Raw genomic sequence first — 22,892 nt, 5'->3', positions numbered from 1 at the left:
GGGACCCGTGCTCACCGTGCTGTTCGGCCTGACCGGAGCCGTCGTCTACGGTTTCGCCGACTTCCTCGGCGGGCTCGCGTCGCGGCGCATCCGTCCGGTGGCGGTCACCGCCGTCGCCGCGGCGATCGGGATCCTGCCGCTGCTGATCGGTCTGGCCGTGCTCGGGGGGACGCCGTCGTGGGCGGGCACCCTCTGGGGCGCCGTCGCCGGACTGTCCGGCGCGGTCGGGGTCCTGCTGCTCTACGCCGCGTTGGCGATCGGCCCGATGAGCGTGCTGTCACCCCTGACCGCGGTGTTCGCCGCCGTCGTCCCGGTCCTGGTGGCCGTGGCCCGTGGGACCGTCCTGTCACCGCTGGCCGTCGCCGCGGTGGTCGTGGCCGTCGTCGCGGTGGTGCTGGTGGCGGCCGTGCGGGACACCTCGGGTGCACGACTCACCGTGCGTGGGGTCGTCGCGGCCGCGGTCGCCGGGTGCGGGTTCGGCGGGATCGTGCTGGCGTACGACGCGACCCCACCCGGCGCGGGCATCCACCCGCTCGTGGTCGCGCGGGTGCTGCAGACGGTGCTGCTGGGTGCGGCGGCGCTCGTGGTGACGGTGCGTGCCGGGCGCGGGGCGCGGTCTGGAGGCGCGGCAGACCCCGCAGCCTCGGTCGGCGTCGCGGGGTCTGCCGTGCCTCCAGGGCGCTGGTGGCCGCCGCGTCTGCTGCTGACGGTCGCGGCGTGCGGCGTCCTCGACGCCCTTGCGAACGTGTGCATCCAGGCGGGGCTGCACGCGAGCGACGACCCAGGCACCCTGCCCGTCGTGAGCGTGCTCAACGCGCTCTACCCGATCGGCACGGTCGTGCTGGCCGGGGTGGTGCTGCGGGAGCGGTTGACCGCGCCGCAGTGGGTCGGCATCGCGCTGGCGTTCATCGCGTCGGTGGGCCTGGCCCTGGCGTGACCGGACGACTCAGACGTCGGGGATGAGTCGCTTGCCGAGCGACACGGTGCGGTCGTCGGAGTACCCGAGGGACTCGTAGAAACCGAGCACCCGCTCGTTGCCGGCACGGATCTGCAGGTTGAGCTTCGGGCAGCCGAGGTCGGTGAGCAGCCGCTCGAACTCGGCCATCAGCGTCCGGCCGAGACCGGAGCCCTGCAGGTCCGGCTGCACGGCGAGGTAGTTGACCCAGCCGCGGTGCCCGTCGAAACCGGCCATTCCCGCGGCGACGACCCCGCCGGCCTCCGACTCCGCCACCAGGAAGAGCTCGGGCTGGACCGTGGCCTTGCGCGCGATGTCGCGGCGGGGGTCGTTCCACGGGCGGACGAGACCGCACGATTCCCAGAGGGCTACGACCGCGTCGGTGTCGTCGGCGCGGAACGGGCGGATCCGGTACTCCATCCCCCCACGTTACGGGGGTGTGGAGAACGTCGTCACCGGGCCGTCGTCGTGATCTGATAGACCTGTCCGACCGACCAGCCGATCAGGAGCCCCGTGACCGCACACGACACCATCCCGTCGCGCCGCAGCGCGCGGGACGACGACGGCGGTAGACGGTCCGGGCGCCGTTCCCCCCGGCGACGGCAGACGGTCGGTGGCGCGATCGTCTCGCTCATCGCCGAACTGCTCATCATCGCGGGTGCCGGCACCGGGCTGTACGTGGTGTGGACCGCCTGGTGGACGGACGTCGTGGCGGTCAACGAGCAGTCGAAGCTCGTCGAGGGGCTCGACCAGCTGAAGACCCCGGACGGGGCCGGCACCGAGCACCGTGGGACCGCACCCGTGCTGGCGGAGCCGCCGGACCTGTCCGACGTGTTCGGCACGATGCAGATCCCCCGCTTCGGCACGGACTACAACCGGCCGATCGGCGAGGGCACCGACCGTGAGAAGGTCCTCAACACCATCGGGCTCGGGCACTACCAGGACACCGCGATGCCCGGGGCCCCCGGCAACTTCGCCGTCGCCGGCCACCGCGTGACCTACGGCAAGCCGCTCAACCAGATCGCCGAGCTCAAGAAGGACGACTCCGTCGTCGTGCGGGTCACCGACGCGAAGACGAAGTTCGACGTCTGGTACGTCTACAAGGTCACCGACAGCCAGATCGTCACGCCCGACCACGTCGAGACGATCGCGCCGGTGCCGAACAAGCCCGGAGTCGACCCCTCGCCGTCGGACCGCTGGCTGACCCTGACCGCGTGCCACCCGATGTGGTCGGCGGCCGAACGGTTCGTCACGCACGCGAAGCTCGACTACTGGATGCCCGCGTCCGAGGGCACCCCGAAGGAACTCTCGGAGACGGCCAAGTGATCTTCCCCCTGGTCTGGCGGCTGCTGCCCGGCCCCACGTTCCTGAAGGTGCTCGAGCTGCTCGTGCTGCTCGCCGCGATCGTGTTCGTCCTGTTCCAGTGGGTGTTCCCGTGGATCGCAGCGGACATCCTGCCGCCGCCGGACGGCACCGTGGAGTCCACGCCGACCCCGTGACGGGTTACACCCGGAACCAGGACCGGCGCCGGACGGCAGGCGGCGTCAGACCGTTGTCGTCACCTGCGAGCCGCCGGCCGCGGTGCGACGCACGGCGATCCGCTCCGGGATCCGCTGCTTGAGTTCCTCGACGTGGCTGACGATGCCGACCTGCCGTCCACCGGCGGTCAGTCGCGACAACTGCCCGATGACGTCGTCGAGGGTCTCCGGGTCGAGCGTGCCGAACCCCTCGTCGACGAAGAGCGTGCCGAGCGAGACGCCACCGGCCTCGGCTTGCACGACGTCGGCCAGCCCGAGCGCCAGGCACAGCGACACGGTGAACGTCTCGCCGCCGGACAGGCTGCGGGGGTCCCGCACGGTGTCGGTGGTGTGGTCGTGCACGGCGAGTGCCAGGCCGGTCCGGCGTGCCCGTGACCCGGACTCCCGCTCGTCCGAGGTCTCGAGCGTGAACCGCCCCGCGAGCATCGCCCGGAGTCGGTCGTTGGCCGCGGCGACGACGTCCTCGAACCGGCGCATGAGCACGTAGGTGCCCAGGGTGATCCCCGTCGGGTTCGCCGCGGTGACCCCGTTCGCGATGTCGGCGAGCCGGACCACGGCGCGGCTGCGTGCCGACGTCTCGTCACGGGCACGAGTCGCCCGGGTGACCTCGGTCGCGCACCGGTCGACCGCGTCGGCACGGTCGGCCGCGGAGACGGTGACCGCGGCGGCCTCGTCGAGTGCGGCGGCAGCGCGCTGGCGTCCGGCCCGGGCGCCGTCGAGGTCGAGGCGTTCCGCGGAGTCGTCCGCCGCGGCGACCACGGCGGGTTCGGCCAGACCGGCCACGACGACGGCCCGCTCGGCCTCGGCCGCACTGATCAGCGCCCGCAGCCGGTCGGTGCTGTCGGGTTCGAGCCGTCCGGCCCGCGCTGCGGCGACGTCGGCGAAGTCCTGGTCGTCGAGGACCCGGTCGACCTCGGTACGGCGGTCGTCGCGGGCACGGGTCGCGGCGGCCACCCGTTCGTCGGCCTGCACGACCGCGCGGTACGCCTCGAGTCGCTCGTCGAGGAGCTCGACGGCTGTCCGGAGCGTCGCGGGACGCTCATCGAGGAGTGCTCCGAGCCGCTCGAGCGCCGCGGCCACGGTGCCGAGGTCGGTGTCGAGCCGCTCGGCGTCGGCCAGCGCGGTCGAGACCAGGACGGTCCGCCGTGCGTCGAGGTCGTTCCGCTCGCGCTGGAGCCGTCCGGTCGTCGTGTCGTGCTCCGCCCGCTGCCGCTCGTGCTGCAGGACGAGCGCGGCAGCGTCGTGCGCGGCCCGGACCCGTTCGTCGGCGGCCGCGGTCAGGGCGTCGAGCGCGGCGGTGTCGACCGCGCCGACGACGTCGACGAGCCGCTGGTGTTCGGCACGTTCGACCGCCAGGTCCGACGCGGCGTCGGCGAGGTGCTGGTCCGCTCGGCGAGTGGCGTCGCCGGCGGCGTCGACGGCCGCGGTCGTGGGGTGGTCGTCCTGCGGGGTCGCCACCGAGGGGTGCGCCGTCGACCCGCAGACCGGGCACGGGTCGCCGGTCGTGAGCGCCGCGCCGAGTTCTCCGGCGAGCCCGGCGATCCGGCGTTCGCGGAGTGCCCGCTCGGCCGCGAGGGCCTCGGTCGCCGACCGGCGCGCGGCAGCGACGGACTGCTCGGCCGTGGCGACCCGTTGCGCTGCGTGGTCGCGCGCCACGAGGTCGGCTCGGAGGGACCGGATCCGGGTGACCTCGTGCGCGGCGGCGTCCGAGTCGGCTGCCGTGCGGGCCGCGGTGCGTGCGGCCTCGACGATGCGGGCCCGCTCGGTGGGACGGGCGTCGAGTGCGGCGTCGCGTTCGAGCAGCTGCTCGGCGATCTGCTCGGCGTCCGCGGTGGCCCCGGCGATGGCGGACCGACGGGCAGCGGCGCCGTCCTCGACCGCGACGAGGTGCCGGACGGCCGACAGGTCGTCGGCCAGGGCGTCGCGTCGCAGCACGACGGCGTCGGCGTCGGCGGTGATCCCGTGGCGGTCACGCAGCGACCGGGCGGCCGCAGTGGTCTCGTCGGCGCGCGTGACTTCGGCGTCGAGTCCGTCGGCCACGGCGGTCACCCGGGCAGCGCGTTCGCCGAGGGCGACGGCCGACCGGGCGGCGTCGACGGCGGGGGCGTCGTCGTCGAGCGCGGCCCGTCGCACGAGCAGCCCCGCGCGTCGTTCGAGGGCGGTCGCACGCGCCGTGACCGCCTGTTCGTGCTCGGCAGCGGTGGTCGCCGCCGCGGCTGCTGCAGCACGGACGGCGGCAGCGGCATCGGCGGCCGCACGGACCGACGCCACCGTCGACGGCACGACGGTCTCGTCGGCGTCGTCGAGACCGGCGGCCTGGGCGAAGCGGTTCAGGGCATCACGTACGCGGTCGTCGGCACCGTCGACCTCGGCCTGCACGGCACGGCGCCGCGCGGCGAGCTCGTCGGCCGTGCGGTCGTAGACCTGCGTGCCGAACAGGGACTGCAGGAGCTTGCGGCGCTCTTCGCCCGGGGACCGCAGGAACCGTGCGAACTCGCCCTGCGGCAGCACGACGGTCTGCAGGAACTGCGCGCGGTCGAGCCCGACGATGCGGCCGATCTCGACGCCGACCTCGGGGATGCGTGACGACATCGGTTCGCCGGCGACGTCGGACGGGTTCGCCAGACGGAACAGCTGCACGGACGCCTGCTGCTTGACGGTGCCGGTCCCCCGCTGCTTCGGGCGGTCGTACTGCGGGGTGCGGCGGACCCGGTAGGTCCCTGCGCTGGTCTCGAAGACGAGTTCGACGAACGGCTCCACCGCCGGGTCGGCGTGCTGGCTGTGCAGGCGGTCGGAGCTGGCGTCGGACCCGGCGAGCCCGCCGTACAGGGCGAACACGACGGCGTCGATGATGGTCGACTTGCCGGAGCCCGTCGGCCCCTCGAGCAGGAACACCCCGGAGGCCGCGAGCGCTGCGAAGTCGATGGACACCAGGTCGGGGTAGGGCCCGATGGCGCGGAGTTCGAGTCGGTGCAGGTACATCAGCGGTCCCCCTCGCGCTGCAGCGCCAGCACCGCGGCCTCGTACGCCTCGGTCAGGACGGCGTGTTCGTCGTCGTCCGGGGCGGCACCGGTGGCGAAGGCCACGAAGTCGGCTGCGACCTCGACCGGGTCGGACGTCGCCGTGACCGCTCGGGCCACCGAGGCCGGACCGCGGTCGGCGGGTTCGTGCGTGATCGCCAGCGCGTGCGGGAAGTGGTCCTTCACCCGGGCGTACATGCGCTCCGGGTGCACCGTGTCGGTCACGGCCACTCGCACCCACGCGTCGGCGTCGGCCCGGAAGACCCCGGACTCGATGTCGTCGATGCCCCCGCGGACGTCGACCAGGCGGCGCGGCACGGGAGCGGGCACGAGTTCGACCGAGACGGCACCGGCCGCGTCGAGGTCGACCAGGGTCACCGACTTCTGCTGGTGCCGCTCGCCGAACGAGAACGCCAGCGGTGAGCCGGCGTACCGGATCCGTCCGCCGTCGCCGACCCGCTGCGGGCCGTGCAGGTGCCCGAGGGCGACGTAGTCGAAGCCGTCGAAGACCGATTCGGCCACCCGGTCGACACCGCCGACACGGATGTCCTGCTCGCTGTCGCTCGGGTCCGCCCCGCCGACGAAGGCGTGTGCGACGACGACGCTGCGGGTACCGCCGCGCAGCGCGAGGTCGGACCGGATCCGCTCGGTGGCGGCGTGCACGACGGCGTGGTGCGACCGTGCGAGGGGCTCGTCCGGCACGTCGGCGAGTGCGTAGCGGGTGAGGTCGGGGTGCAGGTACGGGATGCCGTAGACCGCCACCGGGCCGTCGGCGTCGTCGACGAGCACCGGGTCCGCGATCCGGGCGGGTTCGGCGAGGATGCGGACGCGGCGGTCCATCACACCGGCGCCGAAGCCCAGGCGTGCGGCGGAGTCGTGGTTGCCGGGCGTGAGCACCACGGTCGCCGTCTCGGCCAGGCGTTCGAGCACCCGGGACAGCATGCGGACCGCATCGATCGGCGGGATCGCCCGGTCGTACACGTCACCGGCGATCACGACGAGGTCGACGGAGCGGTCCCGCACGAGGTCGACGAGCCAGTCGGTGAACGCCGCCTGGTGCTCGAGGAGGTCGGCACCGAGCAGCGTGCGGCCGAGGTGCCAGTCGCCGGTGTGCAGGATGCGCATGCGGACACGGTAACGCCGGCCGGGGACATCGCCGGACGGCCGCGCGCCGCCTGTGGAGAACTCAGGGCACGCAGCTCGCCGACGCCAGGCCGAGGACCGAGACGACCCGCACCTTGACGGTCGGCGTGCTGGTCGCGGTCCAGTTGTTGCCGAGGTTCGTGCGGAGGTTCAGCGTGTAGGTCGTGCCGAGGTCGAGCAGGCCCGCACCGCCGTAGACGAGCGAACGCTGTCCGGGGGTCGTGGCGGTCGCGAGCTGGGTCGTCCCGTTCATGAGGTCGAACGAGTTCGGCACGGTGGGGTCCGTGTAGGTCCAGGTGATCGTCACGGTGCTCGACGACGCGGCCGTGCAGGTCAGCGTGGGGACACCGGTGGCCGTGCCCGCCGTGAAGTTCGACACCGGGTTCACGGTCGTCCGCGACCACGGCACGGCCACCGCCTGCGCCGGCACGAGCACCCCGATGCTCCCCGCGATGACGAGGACCGCCGCCGCACCGCCGAAGCGGCGCAGCCGCTGCACGCGACGCTCGTGCACCCGGAGCGAGCGACGGGTGACGACGGTGGTCCCGCCGGACGGGAGGCGCGTGGCGGCGTCGTCCCGCGCCTCCCGTCCGGCATCGGTACCGTCCGACGGCCCGTCACCCGACCCGTGGGCGGTGTCGCCCCCGTCCGAGCCGTCGGCGTCGTCGTCGTCGATCGCCGTGAGGCGGCGGAGCGACCCGTCGACCGTGCAGAGCGCCAGCAGCGCGGTCAGGCCGAGTGCGAGCACGACGACCCTGACCCATTCCCCCTGCCGGAGCCACAAGATCGGCGCCCCGACGAACGGGATGCGCAGGAAGGCGACCCCGTGCACGGCCGAGCGTTCCAGCGGTGTGGAGTCCTGCTGCGGGTTCGCGTCGCCCTTGGTGACCAGGGTGCCGCCCGGGCCGTCCTCGACGTAGCGGTGCATGCGGAGGTGACCCGGCTGGTCCGGGTCGTCCGCGAGCAGGATCTTGCCCGTCCGGACCTCGCCGGACGCGACCGGGCGCGAGACGACGACGTCCCCGGGCGTGAGGCGCGGCTCCATCGACCCGGTCATCACCGTCGTCGGTTGCCAGCCGATCAGCGCGGGGGCGGCCGCCCACAGGGCGAGGCCGAGGAGGGTCGCGACCACACCGCGTGCGACGGTGCCGACGACGACGCGCCCCCAGTCGACGACGTCACGGAGCACGGCGTGCGGTGTGGGACCACCGTGCACTGCGATGCTGCTCATGACTGCCTTCGACCGGGGGCGCGTTCTCGGGGGTGGTGACCGGGGGTGGTGACCGGGGCGGGCTCGGGCTGAGCCCCGGTCACCGGGTGGGGAGGGCTCCCGGCTCAGCTGTTCTGGGCCTCCCAGGTGAGGCCGAGGGACGCGGTGCCGCCCTGCACCGTGTTCGGCGCCGCGCTCGAGACCGTGTACGTGAAGCGGTAGACGCGCGACTCGGACGCGGAGCCGGTCGGGGCCCAGGTGCCGAGGCCGGTGGCGAAGTTCGTCGAGCCGGTGCCGAACGCGGCGAGGGTGCCGTTGTAGAGCGTTCCGCTGGTCGCGGCCGGGGTGAAGCCGGTGCAGGAGCCGAAGCCACCGCCGGTACCCTGCTCGACCTGCAGGTTGATGTTGCCCGAGAGGTTGTTCGTGGTGGCCGGGTTCGTGCCGTACAGCTTCACGGTCGAGGCCAACGAGCCGGTCGACGTGACCGTGATGCAGTTGGCGCCGGTCGAGCCGGGCTTCAGGCCCGTCGCGGTGAAGAGCGCGGTGTTGTTGTCGTCATCGGTGAGGGCGACGCTGCCGGCGGTCCAGTTGCTGGTCGGGTTGACGGTGGTGGCCGAGAACGCCGAGTAGGACGCGGTCGAGACGACGACACCCGAGGCGACGAGGGCGGCGGGGATGGCGATCCAGGCCGCGAGACGGGCGGCGCGAGGGGTGACACGAGACATTGCGGGAGCTCCTGATCCGGAAACGGTGGCGCCGTGGTCGCGGTGGTTGGTCGCGTCGGAGCCGTGGTGTTTGCTACGACGATCAAGTTACTTTTCCGCCGAGCAACTCACAAGCGAAGGAACCACCCCCGTGCTGGGGGTGTCTTGACGAGTGAGATACTTGTTGACTGAGTCATCCCACCCCCTGCCGAGAAGAGCTTCGATGACGGACACCACCCAGGCCGTCCTGCCCGACACCCTGCCGCCCGCACCCGTGTCGCCGACCGTCTCCGTACCGGAGCGCGTGGACTCGGACACCGACCTCGCGAAGCTCCTCACCGCCTTCCGCCTGCTCCAGACACAGCACGCCCGCGTCCTGCACCACGAGAGCATCGTGCGCGGGCTGAACGCCACCGACACCCGCTTCGTGTTCTTCCTGGCCGCGGCCGACGGCGAGGGGATCACGCCGAAGCAGGCCGGCGAGTACCTCGAGCTCACCACAGGCGCCATGACCTCGCTCGTCGACCGGCTCGAGCAGCGCGGACACCTCGAGCGCCGCCCGAACCCGCAGGACCGTCGCAGCGTCCTGCTGCACCTCACCGCCTCGGGTGCCGAGGTCGCCCGGCAGATCGGCGCCGTGTACTCGGACGCCTTCCGCGAGGTCGTCGCCCCCGCCGACCGGGTCCGCCTCGCCGCCGCGTTCGCCGGGCTCGGCGACGCCCTCGACCGCCACTCGCGCGCGGAGACCGCAGCCCGCTCCGCGTGACGGTCGGCGCGACGATCTGCGTGACCTCGCGTGTCGGGGCGCGCGCGTAGCGTGGTGCGCATGACACCGTCCGAAGTCCTGATCGAAGCGTTCTCCCGCGTCCCCGAGACCGTCGAACGTGCCGTCGACGGCCTGTCCGAGGACCAACTCGCAGCGCGTCCGGCCGCCGGGGCGAACACCCTGGCGTGGCTCGCGTGGCACACCGCCCGTGGGCAGGACGTCCAGATCGCCGACCTCGCCGGCACCGCGCAGGTGTGGACCGCCGACGGCTGGTACGAGCGGTTCGGCCTGCCGTTCCCGGCCGAGGCCCTCGGCTACGGCATGTCCCGCGACGACGTCGGTCGCGTGCGTGCTTCGGCCGAGCTGCTCACCGGGTACCTGCGTGCCGTCCACGACCGCACCGTCGCGTACCTCGGCACGCTCGGCCCGGACGACCTCGACCCCGTGGTCGACGACGCGTGGGACCCGCCCGTCACCGCCGGTGCCCGGCTCGTGAGCATCCTCGACGACTGCACGCAGCACGCCGGCCAGGCCGGTTTCGTGCGCGGGTTGCTGTTCTTCAACCGCTGACGCGGTCGCGCGTGGGCGTGCTCGCTTCGTGAGCAGAAATGGTCGGGTCCGATTTCGGGACCCGACCATTGCTGCTCACCATGTGACGGACGGGAGGCCCGTGGCGAGCTCGCCACGGGCCTCCCGTCGTGCGTGTGGTCGCGACTAGCGCGCGGCGAGCTCCGACACGATGCCGTCACCAGGGGCGGCCTGCACGAGGTCCGCCGCGATCTCGGCACGCTCGAGGATGCCCTCGATCTTGCGGATGCGACCACGCGGGACGAGGGTCACGACGGTGCCCTCCTTGCCGGCACGACCCGTGCGACCCGAGCGGTGCATGTACGCCTTGTAGTCGTCCGGGGCGTCCGCCTGCACGACGAGCGACACGTCGTCGACGTGGATGCCACGGGCGGCGACGTCGGTGGCGACGAGCACGTTCACCCGGCCGCTCGTCAGGAGCTGCAGGTTCCGCGTCCGGCGCGACTGGTTCAGGTCGCCGTGGAGCGACGTGGCACGGATGCCGGCGTCCTCGAACTGGTCGGCGAGGCGCTCGGCGTAGGCACGGGTCCGGGCGAAGACGATCGTCTTGCCGTCACCGGCGACGAGCTCCTCGAGGACACGGTCCTTCTCGCGCTGCTCGACCACGAGGACACGGTGGTCGATGGTCGAGGACGCCTGGTCCTCACCCGCGACCTCGTGCACGCTCGGCTCGTGCAGGAACTGCTCGACGAGCGCCGCGACCTGGGTGTCGAGCGTCGCGCTGAACAGCAGCTTCTGTGCACGGTTGCCCTGCGGGGTGACCTCGGCGGTGGCGGAGAGGATCTCCTGCACCGGCTCGAGGAACCCGAGGTCGCACATGTGGTCGGCCTCGTCGAGCACGGAGATGACGACCTCGCTGAGGTCGAGCTTCCCCTTGTTCATGAGGTCCTGCACACGACCAGGGGTGCCGACGATGATGTCGACGCCACGCTCGAGCGCACCCTCCTGACGGCCGTACGGCACGCCGCCGTAGATCTGCGTCGTGAAGAGGCCCACCGAGCGGGCGATCGGCTGCACCGTGCGGTCGATCTGCAGGGCCAGCTCGCGGGTCGGCGCGAGGATGAGCGCACGCGGGGCGCGGCCCATCTTGCGCTTCGTGCCGCCGCCGTGCTCCATGAGCTTCTCGACGAGCGGGGCGCCGAACGCGATGGTCTTGCCGGAGCCCGTGCGGCCACGGCCGAGGACGTCCTTGCCGGCGATCACGTCGGGGATCGTCGCGGCCTGGATCGGGAACGGGCTGCTCGCGCCGAGCTCCTGCAGGGCGCGGGAGATGTTGCCGCCGATGCCGAGGTCGCCGAAGGTCACGCCCTCGACGTCCGACGCCACGGTGGACTCGGCCTGGAGCTTCGCGAGCTTGACGTCGTCGGCGGGGACGAACTTGCCGCGCTCGGGCTCGTCGAAGGAGCGGCGGGGAGCGCTGCGATCGTCGCGGTCGAAGCTGCGACGGGGACGGTCGTCATTGTCACGACGGGGGGCACGGTCATCGCGGTCGAAGCTGCGACGCGGGCGGTCGTCGTTGTCACGACGGGGCGCACGGTCGTCGCGGTTGAAGCTGCGCGGAGCGCGGTCATCGCGGTCGAACGAACGACGCGGGCGGTCGTCGTTGTCACGACGCGGAGCACGGTCGTCGCGGTCGAAGCTACGACGAGGACGGTCGTCGTTGTCACGACGCGGAGCACGGTCGTCGCGGTTGAAGCTGCGCGGGGCGCGGTCATCGCGGTCGAACGAACGACGGGGACGATCGTCGTTGTAACGACGGGGAGCACGGTCATCGCGGTCGAAGCGACGGGGACGGTCGTCCTGGTCACGACGGGGCGCACGATCGTCACGGTTGAAGCTGCGCGGGGCGCGGTCGTCACGATCGAAGCGACGGGGAGCACGGTCGTCACGGTTGAAGCCGCGACCACCGCGGTCGTCGCGCTCCGGGCGGCGCTGGCCGCCGCTGTCACGGGGCTCCCAGTTCGGGCGCGCGGGGCGCTCGCCCTGCGCCGAGCGGCCGCGACGCTCCTCGGCGTCCCAGCGCTGCTTCTGGCGCGGCGCGGTCGCCTCGGCGGCGCGGAACCCGCGGTGCTTGCTGCTGCGTGCGGCGGGGGTGCCGTTCGGGTGGCGGGGACGATCGGAGGCGCGGTTGTCCGCGCCCTTGTTGTACGGAGCCATGACTGCTTTCTCGGGTGCGCAACGAACCGCAGCGCCCGACAGCGACATCGGCGGGGGCTGCTTGCGGAGAGGGGGTTCATCCCGTCGCGATTCGACGTGATTCCAGCCCTCGAGCAACACACACCCAACAAAAAGCCCGTGATCACGATGTCACGGCGTCGAAGGCCGACCGAACGAGTCTACGCGACCCCGCGCTCTGATGCCAGCCCCGTCGTCGACGGACGGCCGCGAGCCGGACCCGGCCCGTGCCTCCCGGCCGGCCCGTCGGTCAGGACTCGGCGAGCCGCTGTCGTTGCTCGGCCACGTCGAAGTCCGCCTTCGGCCACGAGAGCTGCATGTCCTCGAGGGCCCGGAGCAGGAGCTGCTGCACCGCCAGGCGGGCGTACCACTTGCGGTTCGCCGGCACGACGTACCAGGGCGCCTGCGGGGTCGAGGTCCGGTCGAACACGATCTGGTACGCGTCCTGGTAGCGGTCCCACAGCAGGCGCTCGTCAATGTCGCCCGGGTTGAACTTCCAGTGCTTGTCGGGGCGGTCCAGTCGCTCGCCGAGGCGTTCGCGCTGCTCGTCCTTCGAGATGTGCAGCATCACCTTGACGATCGTGGTGCCCTCGGCGGTGAGGCGGTCCTCGAACTCGGTGATCACGCCGTAGCGTCGTTCGATCTCGTCCGGCGCCGCGAACGCCCGGATGCGCTGGATGAGGACGTCCTCGTAGTGCGAGCGGTCGAAGACGCCGAGCTGCCCGGCACTCGGGAGCTGCCGCTCGATGCGCCAGAGGAAGTCGTGCTCGCGCTCCTCGGCCGTCGGGGCCTTGAAGCCCGCGTACCGCACGCCGTTGGGGTCGACCGCACCGACGACGTGCGAGACGATGCCGCCCTTGCCGGCGGTGTCCATCGCCTGCAGGACGAGCAGCACCCGGCGCTGGTCGCCGGCGGTCGACGCCGCGTACAGCCGCTCCTGCAGGGCGGCGAGGCGAGACGCCCCCGCGGCGAGCGCTTCGAGCCCGTCGATCTTGCGGCCGGGGAAGCCCGGCGTCGCATCCGGGTCGACCTGGTCGAGGCGGAAGCCCGGGTCGACGCGGAGCAGTGGTTCGGGATCGGCGTTCCAGGCCTTGCGACGGCTCACGGGTCCTCCTGCGGTCCTGGCGGCGGGTGCCCCCTGCTCTCATCCTGGCACTGTGGCGGTTCCGCCGTCGGGTGCGCGGTCGAGTGCGCGGTCGGGTGCGCGGTCGGTTGCGCGGTCGGGGTTCCTCCGCTGGGGTGACGTGGCCGGCCTCGGGTGCGGCTACCGTGGAACCGATGAAGTCCGGCCGCCGCACAGTGCTCGCGCTCGTCGCCGCGGTCGTGGCGCTCGGCGCGGTCGCGTCCTGCAGTACGGACCCCGTCGGTGACGAGAACGCGACGGTCACCGCGGACAGCGTCATCTACCCGCTGTCCCTGCAGTACCACGGCATCGACGTGGTCGCGGATGTGCCGTACGGCACGGCTCCGCTGCAGCGACTCGACGTCTGCCTGCCGGCCGACAGCGCCCCGGAGACGACCGCGACCCCCACGGCGACGCCGTCCGCCACCCCGACGGCCGACCCCGCCGAGGCCGCAGCCAGCACCGGTCGGCCCGCGGTGCTGATGATCCACGGCGGCAGCTGGTCGCACGGCGACAAGGCCACGGCCGCCTACCGGTCGGTGTGCAAGTACCTGGCGTCCGAGGGCTTCGTCACGTTCAACGTCGACTACCGGCTCGCGCCCACCGACCCGTTCCCGGCCGGTCTCGACGACGTCCGACGGGCGCTCGACTACGTGTTCCGACCCACGACGCTCTCCACGTACGACGTCGACTCCCAGCGGGTCGGGGTGTTCGGCGGGAGCGCGGGCGGCAACCTGGCGGCGATGCTCGCGGTGACCGACCACGAGTCTGCCGCCTACGCCGAGGGCGACCGGATCCGTGCGGTCGTCGACCTGAGCGGCCCCACGAACCTGACGTCGCGCTCGACCCGGGCCGACGGGGTGTCCGCGTCCTTCCAGCGGAAGCAGCTGCTGTACCTCGGCTGCCGGACCTACGCGAAGTGTCCGGCGGCGACCCGGGCGTCGCCGGAGTACCACGTCACCTCGGACACGGCGCCGTTCTTCATCGGGCACTCGACGGACGAGTTCATCCCGTTGTGGGAGTCGCAGGAGTTCGCGGCGACGCTCCGGTCACACGACGTGCCGGTCACGTTCGTGCAGGTCGAGGGGACGGCGCACTCGATCGCGCAGCTCGACGAGGCGATGAGCCGCCGCGTGGCGACGTTCTTCCGGACCCAGCTGGGCTGAGGCGCTGCGGGGGGCGCCGCGCGCGGGTTCGGCCGCGGGCGGGTTCGGCCGCGGGCGGGTTCGGCCGCGGGCGGGTTCGGCCGCGGGCGGGTTGTGTGCCGCCGAAGCGACACTTCTCGCCGACGAGCGGCCGTCCGTGCCGCGAGAGCGACGTTGTGCCGCCGATGTTCGGCGGAGAAGTGTCGCTTTCGCAGAGACGCCAGAGCGGGCGCGCTCGCGGAGCCGCACTGCCGCGTGCCCCGGGCGGGTGGCACCCGGAGTCGGGACTACTGCCGACCGGCGCCACGTCGCAGACTTCCGGGGTGACCGACACCTCGACCCGCCCTGCACGCGCCGCCGCGACCCGCTGGGACCGTTCTGCGCTGCAGACCTCCGCGGAGTTGCTGCTCGGGCTGTCGTTCGCCGCCACCATGGCCTTCGGCGGGTACGCGGCTGCGACCGGGCACCTCGCTGTGTTCGCGCAGGGCGCCGGGATCGTCTTCCTCGTCACGCTCACCTGCGTGCTCGTGTCGTGGTTCCGGGCCGTCGAGCGCGAGGAGCGGGCCGTCGTTCCGCCCCTCGCCGCGATCGACGCCGAGTACCGCCGCTAGGCCGCGCTGTCGGAACGCGCCGCTCGACGCCGCTGTCGTTCCGCCCGATGCTCCGCGCGTTCCTGGCGTCGCTCAGCGCGCGCCTGCTTCCGGGTCTTGCCCGCGGCGATCCGGTCCGCGTTGCGCTCGCGTGCCCGCTCGACCACGTAGTACAGCGCCGGCAGCACCACCAGGGTCAGCAGCGTCGACGACACCAGCCCGCCGATCACGACGAGCGCGAGCGGCTGCGAGATGAACCCGGACTTGCCGGTCAGCCCGATCGCCATCGGCACGAGCGCGAAGATCGTCGCCAGTGCGGTCATCAGGATCGGCCGGAGTCGTCGGGTGGCCCCTTCGACCAGGGCCTCGCGCACCCGCAGCCCGCGCCGCCGGTACTGGTTCACCAGGTCGATGAGGACGATCGCGTTCGTCACGACGATGCCGACGAGCATGAGCACGCCGATGAGCGACGCCACTCCGAGTGGGATGCCCGACGCGATCTGCAGCAGGATCGCGCCCGTCGCCGCGAACGGCACCGAGACGAGCAGCAGCAGGGGCTGGAGCAGGCTCCGGAACGTCGCGACCATCACCACGTAGACGATCAGGATCGCGACCAGGGCGGCGAGCAGCAGCTGGCTGAACGCCGACGTCTGGCTCGAGGCGACGCCGCCGATCGACGCGGACGCACCCTTGGGCAGGTCGAGCTGGTCGACCGCCGTGGTCACCGACTGCACCGCCGCGCCGAGGTTCGACGCGTCGGGGGTCACGGTGATCGTCGCGGTGCGGACGGCGTCCGAGGTGGTGACGGTCGTCGGTCCCTCGGCACGTTCGACGGTGGCGACGTCGGACAGCGGCACCGGGCCGGTCGAGGTCGGGACAGACAGTGCGCGCAGTGCCGTGATGGTCTTCGGCGGCGAGGGTGCGGCGATGTAGACGTCGAGCGAGGCGTCGTCGATCTCGACCGTCCCGGTGTCGCGCGGCGACACCGAGGCTGCGACGATCCCGCCGACCTGGGTCTCGGTCAGCCCGAGCGCGGCCGCCTTCTCGCGGTCGACCCGGACGGCCAGGTACGGCTCGGCCGAGGACAGGTTGCTCGTCGCCCCCGTGGTGTCGTCGACCGTCCGCATCTCGCGCAGCACCTGCGACGCGGCGGTCCGGAGCTGCGCTTGGGTCGGCGCGCTGACGTCGACCTCGATGTCGCTGCTGCCGCCGAAGCCACCACCCGACGACGCGACGGTGAGCTCGCCCTGGTCCTTGAGCCCGTCGAGTCGCTTCCGTGTGTCCGACTGCACCCGGGTCTGGTCGGCGCCCTCGTCGGTGGTCACCGAGTACTGCACCGATGCCGTGCCGCCGCCACCGAACGCGGCCTGGATCGACTCGCCGCTCGTGCCGATCGTGGTCTGGACGGTCTCGACGCCGTCGACCGCGCGGAGCTGGCGCTCGACGGTGCGCGCCGCGTCGGACTGCGACGCCAGGCTCGTGCCGGGCTCGAGGTCCTGCGTGACGGTGAAGGTGTTCTGCCCGGAGTCACCGAGGTAGTTCGTCTTGACGAAGGGCAGCGCCGCTGCGGTCCCTCCGAGCACGAGCACGGCGAGCACGAGGACCACCCACGGTGCGCGGAGCGCCCACCCGAGCACCGGCTGGTAGCCGCGGCGCAGCCGGTCGGGTGCGGACGCGTCGTGCAGGTCTGCCGCACTCGCGAGTGCACCGTCCGTCGCAGAGCTGACGGGAGGCACGGCCCCCGCCGCCCCGTCGGCGTCGGTCCCCGACACGGCCGGCTGCACCGCCCCGGCGTGCTTGTGCCCCTTCGGCGCGCGCAGGAACCAGTACGCCAGCACCGGCACGATGGTCAGGGAGACCAGCAGCGAGGCGACCAGCGCCATCGTCACAGTGAGGGCGAACGGCCGGAACAGTTCGCCGACGAGCTCGGCGACGAACGCGACGGGCAGGAACACGACCACGGTCGTCACGGTCGACGCGGTCACGGCGCCGGCGACCTCGCGGACGCCGTCGAGCACCGCCCGTTGCCGGTCGACGCCGGGTTGCAGGTGCCGCTTGATGTTCTCGATCACGACGATGGAGTCGTCGACCACACGGCCGATCGCGATGGTCAGGCCGGCGAGCGTGATGATGTTGAGCGTGTAGCCGGCGGCCAGCATGCCGATCGCGGCGAGGAGCACCGACGTCGGGATCGAGATCGCGGTGACGATCGTCGACCGGACCGACAGCAGGAACAGCAGGATCACGAGGACGGCGAACGCCAGGCCGAGCAGTCCTTCCTCGGCCAGGGAGTCGATCGACTGCTGGATGAAGGGCGCCTGGTCGAACACGACGGTGAACCGGGGGTCGCCGTCGATCTTCGCCTCGATGCCGGGCAGGGCGTCACGGACGGTCTCCGAGACGTCGACGGTGTTCGCCTCCTGCGTCTTCGTGATCGCGATGGTGAGTGCCTGTTCGCCGTTCACGCGGCTGATCGAGGTGCGCGGTGACTCCTTGATGGCGACGGCGGCGACGTCGCCGAGGGTCGTCGCCGAGGTGCCGCCCGTCAGCGGCAGGTCCTCGATGTCGGCGACCGAGGCGATGCGTTCGCCGGTCTGCACGGAGAGCGTCGAACCGCTCTGCGTGATCGTGCCGCCGGGGATCAGGGTGCCGTTGTCGTCGAGCGCGTCCGAGATCGCCGTCTCGCTGAGGCCCCGGGCTGCCAGGTCGTCCTGGTCCGGGGTGATGACGACGCGGCGACCGGGGTTGCCGTAGACGTCGGCGGCCCGCACCCCGTCGAGCTTCTCGAGGTCGGGCACCGCGGTGGCGTTCAGCCGTTCGACGAGCTGTTCCTGGTCGCCCTTCGCCGACACCGCGAGCTGCAGGACGGGCAGGTCGTCGAACGACCCGGTCACGATCTGGGTCTGGACGGAGTCGGGCAACGAGAGTGCGTTGACGACGGTCTGGATCTTGTCCTCGGCGCTGGCCAGGTTGGAGCCGTAGTCGAACGAGGCCGACACGATGCTCTGCCCGGTGGACGAGGTCGCCGAGGTCGACTCGAGGTCCGGGACCGCCTGGATTCCCTGCTCGATCTTCGTCGAGACGTCGTTGGACACCACCTCGGGCGTGGCACCCGGGTACGCGCTGACGATCGCGACCTGCGGGAACTCGACGCTCGGGATGAGCTCCTGCTTGAGGTTCGACAGCGCGATGCCGCCGAAGATCGCGACGACGATGGTGACGAGCGCGATGAGGGCCCGGTTGCGGAGGCTGAAGACCGAGAGGAGGTGCACGTCATCGATCCTCGCAGCCGCAGCCCGTGCGCGTCCGCATCAGGCCGTCGGGTCAGCCGTCGAGTCAGCCACCGAGTCAGCCACCGAGCAGCAGGTACGCGCCGAGCACGCCGACGGTGCCGAGCACGCCGCTGCCGAGGGCGATCACGCGGCCGACCGACGACCGGGCGGTGGCCACCCCGACGACGAGCACGAGGATGCCGACGACGATCTCGACCACCCACGTCACCGGGCCGGTCGTGGCCACCACCTGCAGCAGCGCCCGCACCCCCTCGCCGATCAGGATCGCGGCGGTGACCCCGAACGCTCCGGCACGCCAGCGGGCCTCGCCGGAGCGGACGAACACGGCGACCGCACCGGCGAGCAGCCCCGCGGGGACGCCGAGGAGCACCCACAGGTTGGTGACGGACAGGAAGTCCGGGTAGCCGCGCAGGTTCGTCGTGGCCCAGTAGCCGACGTGCATGAGTTCGAGCAGCACGACGCCGAGCAGCATCGCGAGCGGCAGGGCGAACCGGCCGGCACGGGCTCCGGCGCCGATGCACAGCGCGACGGCGACCAGGAACCAGGGGCCGGCCGAGTTGGCGACCGACGACAGTGCGGGCACGGTCTGCCCGAACGAGGTCAGCACACCGGCGAGCAGCGCACCGCTCAGGGCCATCGTGACGCGCACCAGAGCCGGCACCGCGGGGCACGGCTCGGACGGCGACGCGGACGACGGGGACGCAGCAGCGGCCGGAGCACCGGCGGACAGGGTCGCGTTCATGGCATCAGCATCGCGTCGTCCGCCGCCGCGCACATCACCCCACGGAGCGAGAACGACCCCGGCCCATCACCCCAGAGGATGACCCCACGACTGCTCACACCACGGCGGCGAGCGACCCCCGCACCCCGGCGGACTCCCCACCGACCCGAGCCCACGCCCGTTCGAGCACGTCCACCAGACGGCCGCGGTCCGCCGGCGCCATCGTGAACGGCACCCGCAGGAACCGTTCGAACCCGCCGTCCGGGCCGAACACCCCGCCGGACGCCAGCACCACGCCCTCGGACCGCGCGGCCAGCACGAGCGCACTCGACACCGGTCGCCCGAGGCCCACCCACGTCGTCAGCCCACCTGCGGGCGACGGGACGTCCCATTCCGGCAGTCGTGCCCTGAGCGCGCCCACGACGTCGTCGCGACCCTGTCGCAGGTACTCGCGCCGCGCCTCCAGGACGGCCGCCGTGCGTGGGACCAGCTCCCGCGCGACCAGCTGGTCGAGGACGGGGGTGCCGAGGTCGCCCGTCGGGCGGGCGGCGAGCAGCCGCTGCAGGAGCGCCGGTGCGGCGCGGATCCAGCCGATCCGCAGGCCGCCCCAGAACACCTTGTCGGCCGACCCGATCATCACGACCGACGCCCCCGACGGGTCCGCTGCCGCCAGCGGCAGCGACGGCGCGCCGTCGATCCGCAGCTCGCCCATCGTCTCGTCGGCGACCACCGTCGTGCCGACCGACGCCGCGACGGACAGCAGGAGCTGGCGGGTCGACACGGACATGGTCGCTCCGGTCGGGTTGTGCAGCTCGGGCATGACGTAGGCGACGGCCGGGGCGGTCCGGCGCAGCGTCGTCTCGAGCGCGGCGGCGTCCCACCCGGTCCGCGCGTCGACGGGCACGCCGACGAGCCGTCCGCCGGCCTCGCGGAACGCCTCGTGCGCGTGCGGGTAGGTCGGGGATTCGACGAGCACGGCGTCCCCGCGACGGACGAGCACCCGTGCGAGCAGCGCGATGGCGTGCTGCGCGCCGATCGTCACGATCACCTGGGACGGGTCGGTCGGCAGTCCGCGCTCGGTGTACCGGTCGGCGATGGCGGCGCGGAGCCCGGGGTCGCCGACGGTGTCGTACCCGATGCCGGCGAGCGCCGCGGGCACGTGTCGCACCGCCCGCTCGACGGCCTCGGCCATCCCCGGTGCCGAGTGCAGCGCGGCCTTGCGCAGGTCGAGGAGCTCGCCGTCGACCACCCCACCGAGCCGTTCCGGGTCGGGACGACCGATCAGGGACGCGGGCAGGTGGACCACGCTGCCGGAGCCACGGACCGACACGACGAACCCGTCGGACCGCAGTCGGGCGTAGGCGTTCGCCACGGTCGTGCGGGAGATGCCGAGCGCGGTCGCGAGTCCGCGCTCCGCCGGCAGTCGCACGCCCTGCGCGACCCGGCCGTCGATGACGAGCACACGGATCGCGTCGGACAGGGCCTCGTACGCCGGGGCGTCGGTGCCGTCGCGCCAGTCGGTGAGCAGCAGGGCAGCAGATCGGGCACTCAGCAGCACGGGTGTCATGGGTCCACGGTAGCGCGATTGGCTCTCGACCAGCAGTCCAATCCGCATCGACGATGAACCCATGTCCCGCAGCACCGCCCTCACGTTCCGCTTCGTCCAGCTCTTCGTCGGCCTGTTCCTCTACGGCGCCTCCACCGCGCTGCAGGTCCGAGCGGTCGTCGGCGTCTCGTCGTGGACCGTCCTGACGCAGGGCCTCGAGAACGTGGTGCCGTGGTCGTTCGGCGTCATCACCGTCGTGTCGAGCGGCGTGATCCTGCTGTTCTGGATCCCCCTGCGCCAGAAACCGGGCATCGGCACGCTGCTGAACGCGCTGGCGATCGGGCCGAGCGCCGACCTGGTGCTCTGGCTCGTGCCGGAGCCGTCCGGTCTACTCGCCCGGATCGCCCTGTTCGTCGCGGGACTGGTGCTGCTCGCCGTGGCGACGGCGTTCTACATCGGCGCGGGGTTCGGCACCGGGGCCCGTGACGGCCTGATGGTCGGGCTGCACGAGCGCCTCGGCTGGCCGCTCTGGCTCGCGCGCACCCTGGTCGAGGTGTCCGTCGTCGTCGTCGGCTGGATCCTCGGCGGGAACGTCGGGGCCGGCACCGTCATCGCCGCCTTCGCGATCGGCCCGATGGTGCAGCCGCTCATGCCGTTCTTCCGCCGGTTCCCGTGGAGCCCCGAGCGCCGGGTCGTCCGGGAGGCCCGTCCCACCTCCGTCGCGCACGCTTCGTGAGCAGGAATGGTCGGGTCGCAGGGCCCCACCCGACCATTTCTGCTCACCATCTGCCCGGCACCCTTGCGCCTCGTCGACTCGCGATATAGCGTGACCTCCACAGACGCGATACATCGCGAGTTGGAGGAATCAACATGACGCAGGAGAAGTGGCTCGTCGACGAGCCCAAGGTCATCGACACCGGCATCGTCCGCACACTCCGTGTCGGACTCGTGGGTGGTCAGGTGGACGTCGTGGCACACGACGAACCCACCGCACGGGTCGAGGTCCACAGCGTTTCCGGCAAGCAGCTGAAGATCGAGGTCGACGGCGACACGCTCACCGTCGACCACCCGCAGATCCGGTGGGACGACCCCATCGGGTTCCTCAAGTCGTTCCGCGGCAAGGCCCACGCGGACGTCAGCATCCTGGTCCCCCGCGACGCCTCGGTGCACCTCGGCGTCGTGTCGGCGGGTGCGCTGCTGTCCGGCACGAACCGAGGCGCGATGCTCAACACGGTGTCCGGCGACCTCGTCGTCGACGGTGTCGCCGGCGACGTCACGGTCAACGCCGTCTCGGGCGCGACGACCATCCGCGAGCTCGACGGCGCCCTGACGGTCCACACGGTCTCGGGTGACGTCGTGGCCACGGGCGAGATCCCGCGGTTCCAGGCGGACGGTGTCTCGGCCGACGTCGTGCTCGACCTGCACGGCGTGCCGGAGTCGGCGCGCGTCAACACGGTCTCCGGTGGCGTGAGCGTCCGGCTCGAGGACGGTGTCGCCTACCAGTGCACCGTCAGCACGGCGTCCGGCAAGCTCCAGTTCGACGACTCCGAGATCCGCGGTGTGCGCGGCTCGTACGTCAAGCAGGGTGGCGAGCTGGCTGGCCAGTGGCTCGACCTGCGCGTGAACTCGGTCTCCGGCGACATCGCGGTGCTGCACGCCCCGCCGGTCGCCGCCGAGCCGACCGCACCCCCGACCGCCCCGGTGCCGCCGACGGTGCCGACCAACGACGGCGAGGCGCCCGAATGAGCCCCGTCTTCGCCCACGGCCACCTCCGCCTGTACCTGCTCGTGCTGCTGGCGGACCACCCGATGCACGGCTACGAGCTCATCCAGGCCCTCGGCGACCGGTTCGGCGGTACCTACGTGCCGAGCGCCGGCACCGTGTACCCGCGGCTCGCGAAGCTCGAGGAAGAGGGCCTCGTCTCGAAGACCGCCGACGGCCGCAAGACCGTCTACGCGATCACCGAGGCCGGCCGCACCGAACTCGCGGCCCGTGCCGACGAGATCGCCGCGGTCGAGTCCGGGGTCGCCGACTCGGTGAAGTCCCTGGCCGACGGCGTCCGCGCCTCGGTCGGCGAGGCGATGCGCTCCCTCCGTGCAGACCTCGCCGCCTCGGCGGAGAGCCCCGGCACCGGTTCCCACGAGGACCCCGTCTCGGTGCCGTCGGAGAGCGCCCGCGCCCTGCGCGAGCTCGAGATGGCACTGTCGTCGTTCCGGCAGCAGGTCCGCGCGGACCTGCGCCGACGTGCGACCCGCGGCACGCTCCGTGCGGACACCGTGACGCGCCTGCGTGACGGCCTGGAGGCCCTGCGAAAGTCGCTCTGACGGCCCGCGGCCGACAGGCGGTCGCGACCCGTGCCTCCCGGCCGCCCGTCG

General features: G+C 72.5%; 20 protein-coding genes. 10 read left to right on the top strand and 10 right to left on the bottom strand.

Annotated elements, in window-relative coordinates:
* Positions 1–7: 7 nt before the first annotated feature.
* Positions 8–937 (top strand): EamA family transporter, encoded by a 930-nt coding sequence (locus tag EDF53_RS11390; protein WP_123293677.1) that lies wholly within the window; start codon positions 8–10, stop codon positions 935–937.
* Between the two features lie 9 nt (positions 938–946).
* Here EDF53_RS11390 and EDF53_RS11385 read toward each other — a convergent pair whose 3' ends face one another.
* Complete coding sequence (locus tag EDF53_RS11385; RefSeq protein WP_123293676.1) at positions 947–1,375, bottom strand: GNAT family acetyltransferase; 429 nt, start codon at positions 1,373–1,375, stop codon at positions 947–949.
* A 93-nt stretch (positions 1,376–1,468) separates the two neighbouring features.
* Between EDF53_RS11385 and EDF53_RS11380 the strand changes: the two genes are divergently transcribed.
* Together EDF53_RS11380 and EDF53_RS19365 are read left to right on the top strand one after the other, a co-directional pair.
* A complete protein-coding gene (locus EDF53_RS11380) occupies positions 1,469–2,281 on the top strand; it encodes a class E sortase (RefSeq protein WP_260215475.1) in 813 nt (270 codons plus the stop codon).
* The gene (locus EDF53_RS19365; protein WP_159573240.1) at positions 2,278–2,454 is read left to right on the top strand and encodes a hypothetical protein; all 177 of its coding nucleotides are present in this window, start codon (positions 2,278–2,280) and stop codon (positions 2,452–2,454) included. The genes EDF53_RS11380 and EDF53_RS19365 overlap by 4 nt, the downstream gene beginning before the upstream one ends.
* A gap of 45 nt (positions 2,455–2,499) precedes the next feature.
* Here EDF53_RS19365 and EDF53_RS11375 read toward each other — a convergent pair whose 3' ends face one another.
* The 4 genes from EDF53_RS11375 to EDF53_RS11360 form a co-directional block, all read right to left on the bottom strand.
* On the bottom strand, positions 2,500–5,475 hold the full coding sequence (locus tag EDF53_RS11375; RefSeq protein WP_123293675.1) for an AAA family ATPase: 2,976 nt from the start codon (positions 5,473–5,475) through the stop codon (positions 2,500–2,502).
* On the bottom strand, positions 5,475–6,638 hold the full coding sequence (locus EDF53_RS11370; RefSeq protein ID WP_123293674.1) for an exonuclease SbcCD subunit D: 1,164 nt from the start codon (positions 6,636–6,638) through the stop codon (positions 5,475–5,477). The genes EDF53_RS11375 and EDF53_RS11370 overlap by 1 nt, the downstream gene beginning before the upstream one ends.
* A gap of 61 nt (positions 6,639–6,699) precedes the next feature.
* Positions 6,700–7,887, bottom strand: a complete 1,188-nt coding sequence (locus EDF53_RS11365) for a S24/S26 family peptidase (RefSeq protein WP_123293673.1) — start codon at positions 7,885–7,887, stop codon at positions 6,700–6,702.
* Between the two features lie 104 nt (positions 7,888–7,991).
* Positions 7,992–8,591 (bottom strand): hypothetical protein, encoded by a 600-nt coding sequence (locus EDF53_RS11360; RefSeq protein WP_123293672.1) that lies wholly within the window; start codon positions 8,589–8,591, stop codon positions 7,992–7,994.
* Between the two features lie 202 nt (positions 8,592–8,793).
* On the opposite strand from EDF53_RS11360, the gene EDF53_RS11355 reads away from it, so the two are divergent.
* Positions 8,794–9,336 carry a MarR family winged helix-turn-helix transcriptional regulator gene (locus EDF53_RS11355; RefSeq protein WP_123293671.1) on the top strand — a complete coding sequence of 181 codons (543 nt, stop codon included), beginning with the start codon at positions 8,794–8,796 and terminating at the stop codon, positions 9,334–9,336.
* Between the two features lie 60 nt (positions 9,337–9,396).
* Positions 9,397–9,906 carry a mycothiol transferase gene (locus EDF53_RS11350; RefSeq protein ID WP_123293670.1) on the top strand — a complete coding sequence of 170 codons (510 nt, stop codon included), beginning with the start codon at positions 9,397–9,399 and terminating at the stop codon, positions 9,904–9,906.
* 144 nt (positions 9,907–10,050) lie between these two features.
* Here EDF53_RS11350 and EDF53_RS11345 read toward each other — a convergent pair whose 3' ends face one another.
* Both EDF53_RS11345 and EDF53_RS11340 read right to left on the bottom strand, forming a co-directional pair.
* On the bottom strand, positions 10,051–12,081 hold the full coding sequence (locus tag EDF53_RS11345) for a DEAD/DEAH box helicase (RefSeq protein WP_123293669.1): 2,031 nt from the start codon (positions 12,079–12,081) through the stop codon (positions 10,051–10,053).
* 268 nt (positions 12,082–12,349) lie between these two features.
* Positions 12,350–13,204, bottom strand: coding sequence for a PPK2 family polyphosphate kinase (locus tag EDF53_RS11340; RefSeq protein ID WP_260215471.1), 855 nt, complete (start codon positions 13,202–13,204; stop codon positions 12,350–12,352).
* A gap of 173 nt (positions 13,205–13,377) precedes the next feature.
* Between EDF53_RS11340 and EDF53_RS11335 the strand changes: the two genes are divergently transcribed.
* A complete protein-coding gene (locus EDF53_RS11335) occupies positions 13,378–14,388 on the top strand; it encodes an alpha/beta hydrolase (RefSeq protein WP_111085552.1) in 1,011 nt (336 codons plus the stop codon).
* Between the two features lie 302 nt (positions 14,389–14,690).
* On the top strand, positions 14,691–14,978 hold the full coding sequence (locus tag EDF53_RS11330) for a hypothetical protein (protein WP_123293668.1): 288 nt from the start codon (positions 14,691–14,693) through the stop codon (positions 14,976–14,978).
* Here the strand turns inward: EDF53_RS11330 and EDF53_RS11325 are convergent.
* The 3 genes from EDF53_RS11325 to EDF53_RS11315 form a co-directional block, all read right to left on the bottom strand.
* Positions 14,975–18,229, bottom strand: a complete 3,255-nt coding sequence (locus tag EDF53_RS11325; protein ID WP_123293667.1) for an efflux RND transporter permease subunit — start codon at positions 18,227–18,229, stop codon at positions 14,975–14,977. The genes EDF53_RS11330 and EDF53_RS11325 overlap by 4 nt on opposite strands.
* A 76-nt stretch (positions 18,230–18,305) precedes the next feature.
* On the bottom strand, positions 18,306–18,992 hold the full coding sequence (locus EDF53_RS11320; protein ID WP_123293666.1) for a DUF6518 family protein: 687 nt from the start codon (positions 18,990–18,992) through the stop codon (positions 18,306–18,308).
* Between the two features lie 94 nt (positions 18,993–19,086).
* Entirely contained in the window at positions 19,087–20,538 is a 1,452-nt protein-coding gene (locus tag EDF53_RS11315; protein WP_123293665.1) for a PLP-dependent aminotransferase family protein, read from the bottom strand.
* Between the two features lie 61 nt (positions 20,539–20,599).
* Here EDF53_RS11315 and EDF53_RS11310 point away from each other — a divergent pair, with 61 nt between their 5' ends.
* The 3 genes from EDF53_RS11310 (at position 20,600) to EDF53_RS11300 (ending at position 22,841) form a co-directional block, all read left to right on the top strand.
* Entirely contained in the window at positions 20,600–21,253 is a 654-nt protein-coding gene (locus tag EDF53_RS11310; RefSeq protein ID WP_123293664.1) for a YitT family protein, read from the top strand.
* Positions 21,254–21,387: 134 nt separating this feature from the next.
* Positions 21,388–22,263, top strand: coding sequence for a DUF4097 family beta strand repeat-containing protein (locus tag EDF53_RS11305; protein ID WP_123293663.1), 876 nt, complete (start codon positions 21,388–21,390; stop codon positions 22,261–22,263).
* Positions 22,260–22,841, top strand: a complete 582-nt coding sequence (locus EDF53_RS11300; RefSeq protein WP_111085559.1) for a PadR family transcriptional regulator — start codon at positions 22,260–22,262, stop codon at positions 22,839–22,841. The genes EDF53_RS11305 and EDF53_RS11300 overlap by 4 nt, the downstream gene beginning before the upstream one ends.
* Positions 22,842–22,892 lie beyond the last annotated feature (51 nt).

This window comes from Curtobacterium sp. PhB78, from assembly GCF_003751685.1.
Classification (GTDB): Bacteria; Actinomycetota; Actinomycetes; order Actinomycetales; family Microbacteriaceae; genus Curtobacterium.
Note: the sequence above shows the minus strand (reverse complement) of the source record. Positions and strands in the feature narration are given on the sequence as shown.

What these genes read in the sequence shown, in the direction of transcription:
- EDF53_RS11385 (WP_123293676.1), bottom strand. Translation starts at nt 1,375, where the DNA reads ATGGAGTACCGGATCCGCCCGTTCCGCGCCGACGACACCGACGCGGTC.
- EDF53_RS11375 (WP_123293675.1), bottom strand. Translation starts at nt 5,475, where the DNA reads ATGTACCTGCACCGACTCGAACTCCGCGCCATCGGGCCCTACCCCGAC.
- EDF53_RS11370 (WP_123293674.1), bottom strand. Translation starts at nt 6,638, where the DNA reads ATGCGCATCCTGCACACCGGCGACTGGCACCTCGGCCGCACGCTGCTC.
- EDF53_RS11365 (WP_123293673.1), bottom strand. Translation starts at nt 7,887, where the DNA reads ATGAGCAGCATCGCAGTGCACGGTGGTCCCACACCGCACGCCGTGCTC.
- EDF53_RS11360 (WP_123293672.1), bottom strand. Translation starts at nt 8,591, where the DNA reads ATGTCTCGTGTCACCCCTCGCGCCGCCCGTCTCGCGGCCTGGATCGCC.
- EDF53_RS11355 (WP_123293671.1), top strand. Translation starts at nt 8,794, where the DNA reads ATGACGGACACCACCCAGGCCGTCCTGCCCGACACCCTGCCGCCCGCA.
- EDF53_RS11350 (WP_123293670.1), top strand. Translation starts at nt 9,397, where the DNA reads ATGACACCGTCCGAAGTCCTGATCGAAGCGTTCTCCCGCGTCCCCGAG.
- EDF53_RS11345 (WP_123293669.1), bottom strand. Translation starts at nt 12,081, where the DNA reads ATGGCTCCGTACAACAAGGGCGCGGACAACCGCGCCTCCGATCGTCCC.
- EDF53_RS11335 (WP_111085552.1), top strand. Translation starts at nt 13,378, where the DNA reads ATGAAGTCCGGCCGCCGCACAGTGCTCGCGCTCGTCGCCGCGGTCGTG.
- EDF53_RS11320 (WP_123293666.1), bottom strand. Translation starts at nt 18,992, where the DNA reads ATGAACGCGACCCTGTCCGCCGGTGCTCCGGCCGCTGCTGCGTCCCCG.
- EDF53_RS11315 (WP_123293665.1), bottom strand. Translation starts at nt 20,538, where the DNA reads ATGACACCCGTGCTGCTGAGTGCCCGATCTGCTGCCCTGCTGCTCACC.
- EDF53_RS11310 (WP_123293664.1), top strand. Translation starts at nt 20,600, where the DNA reads ATGTCCCGCAGCACCGCCCTCACGTTCCGCTTCGTCCAGCTCTTCGTC.
- EDF53_RS11305 (WP_123293663.1), top strand. Translation starts at nt 21,388, where the DNA reads ATGACGCAGGAGAAGTGGCTCGTCGACGAGCCCAAGGTCATCGACACC.
- EDF53_RS11300 (WP_111085559.1), top strand. Translation starts at nt 22,260, where the DNA reads ATGAGCCCCGTCTTCGCCCACGGCCACCTCCGCCTGTACCTGCTCGTG.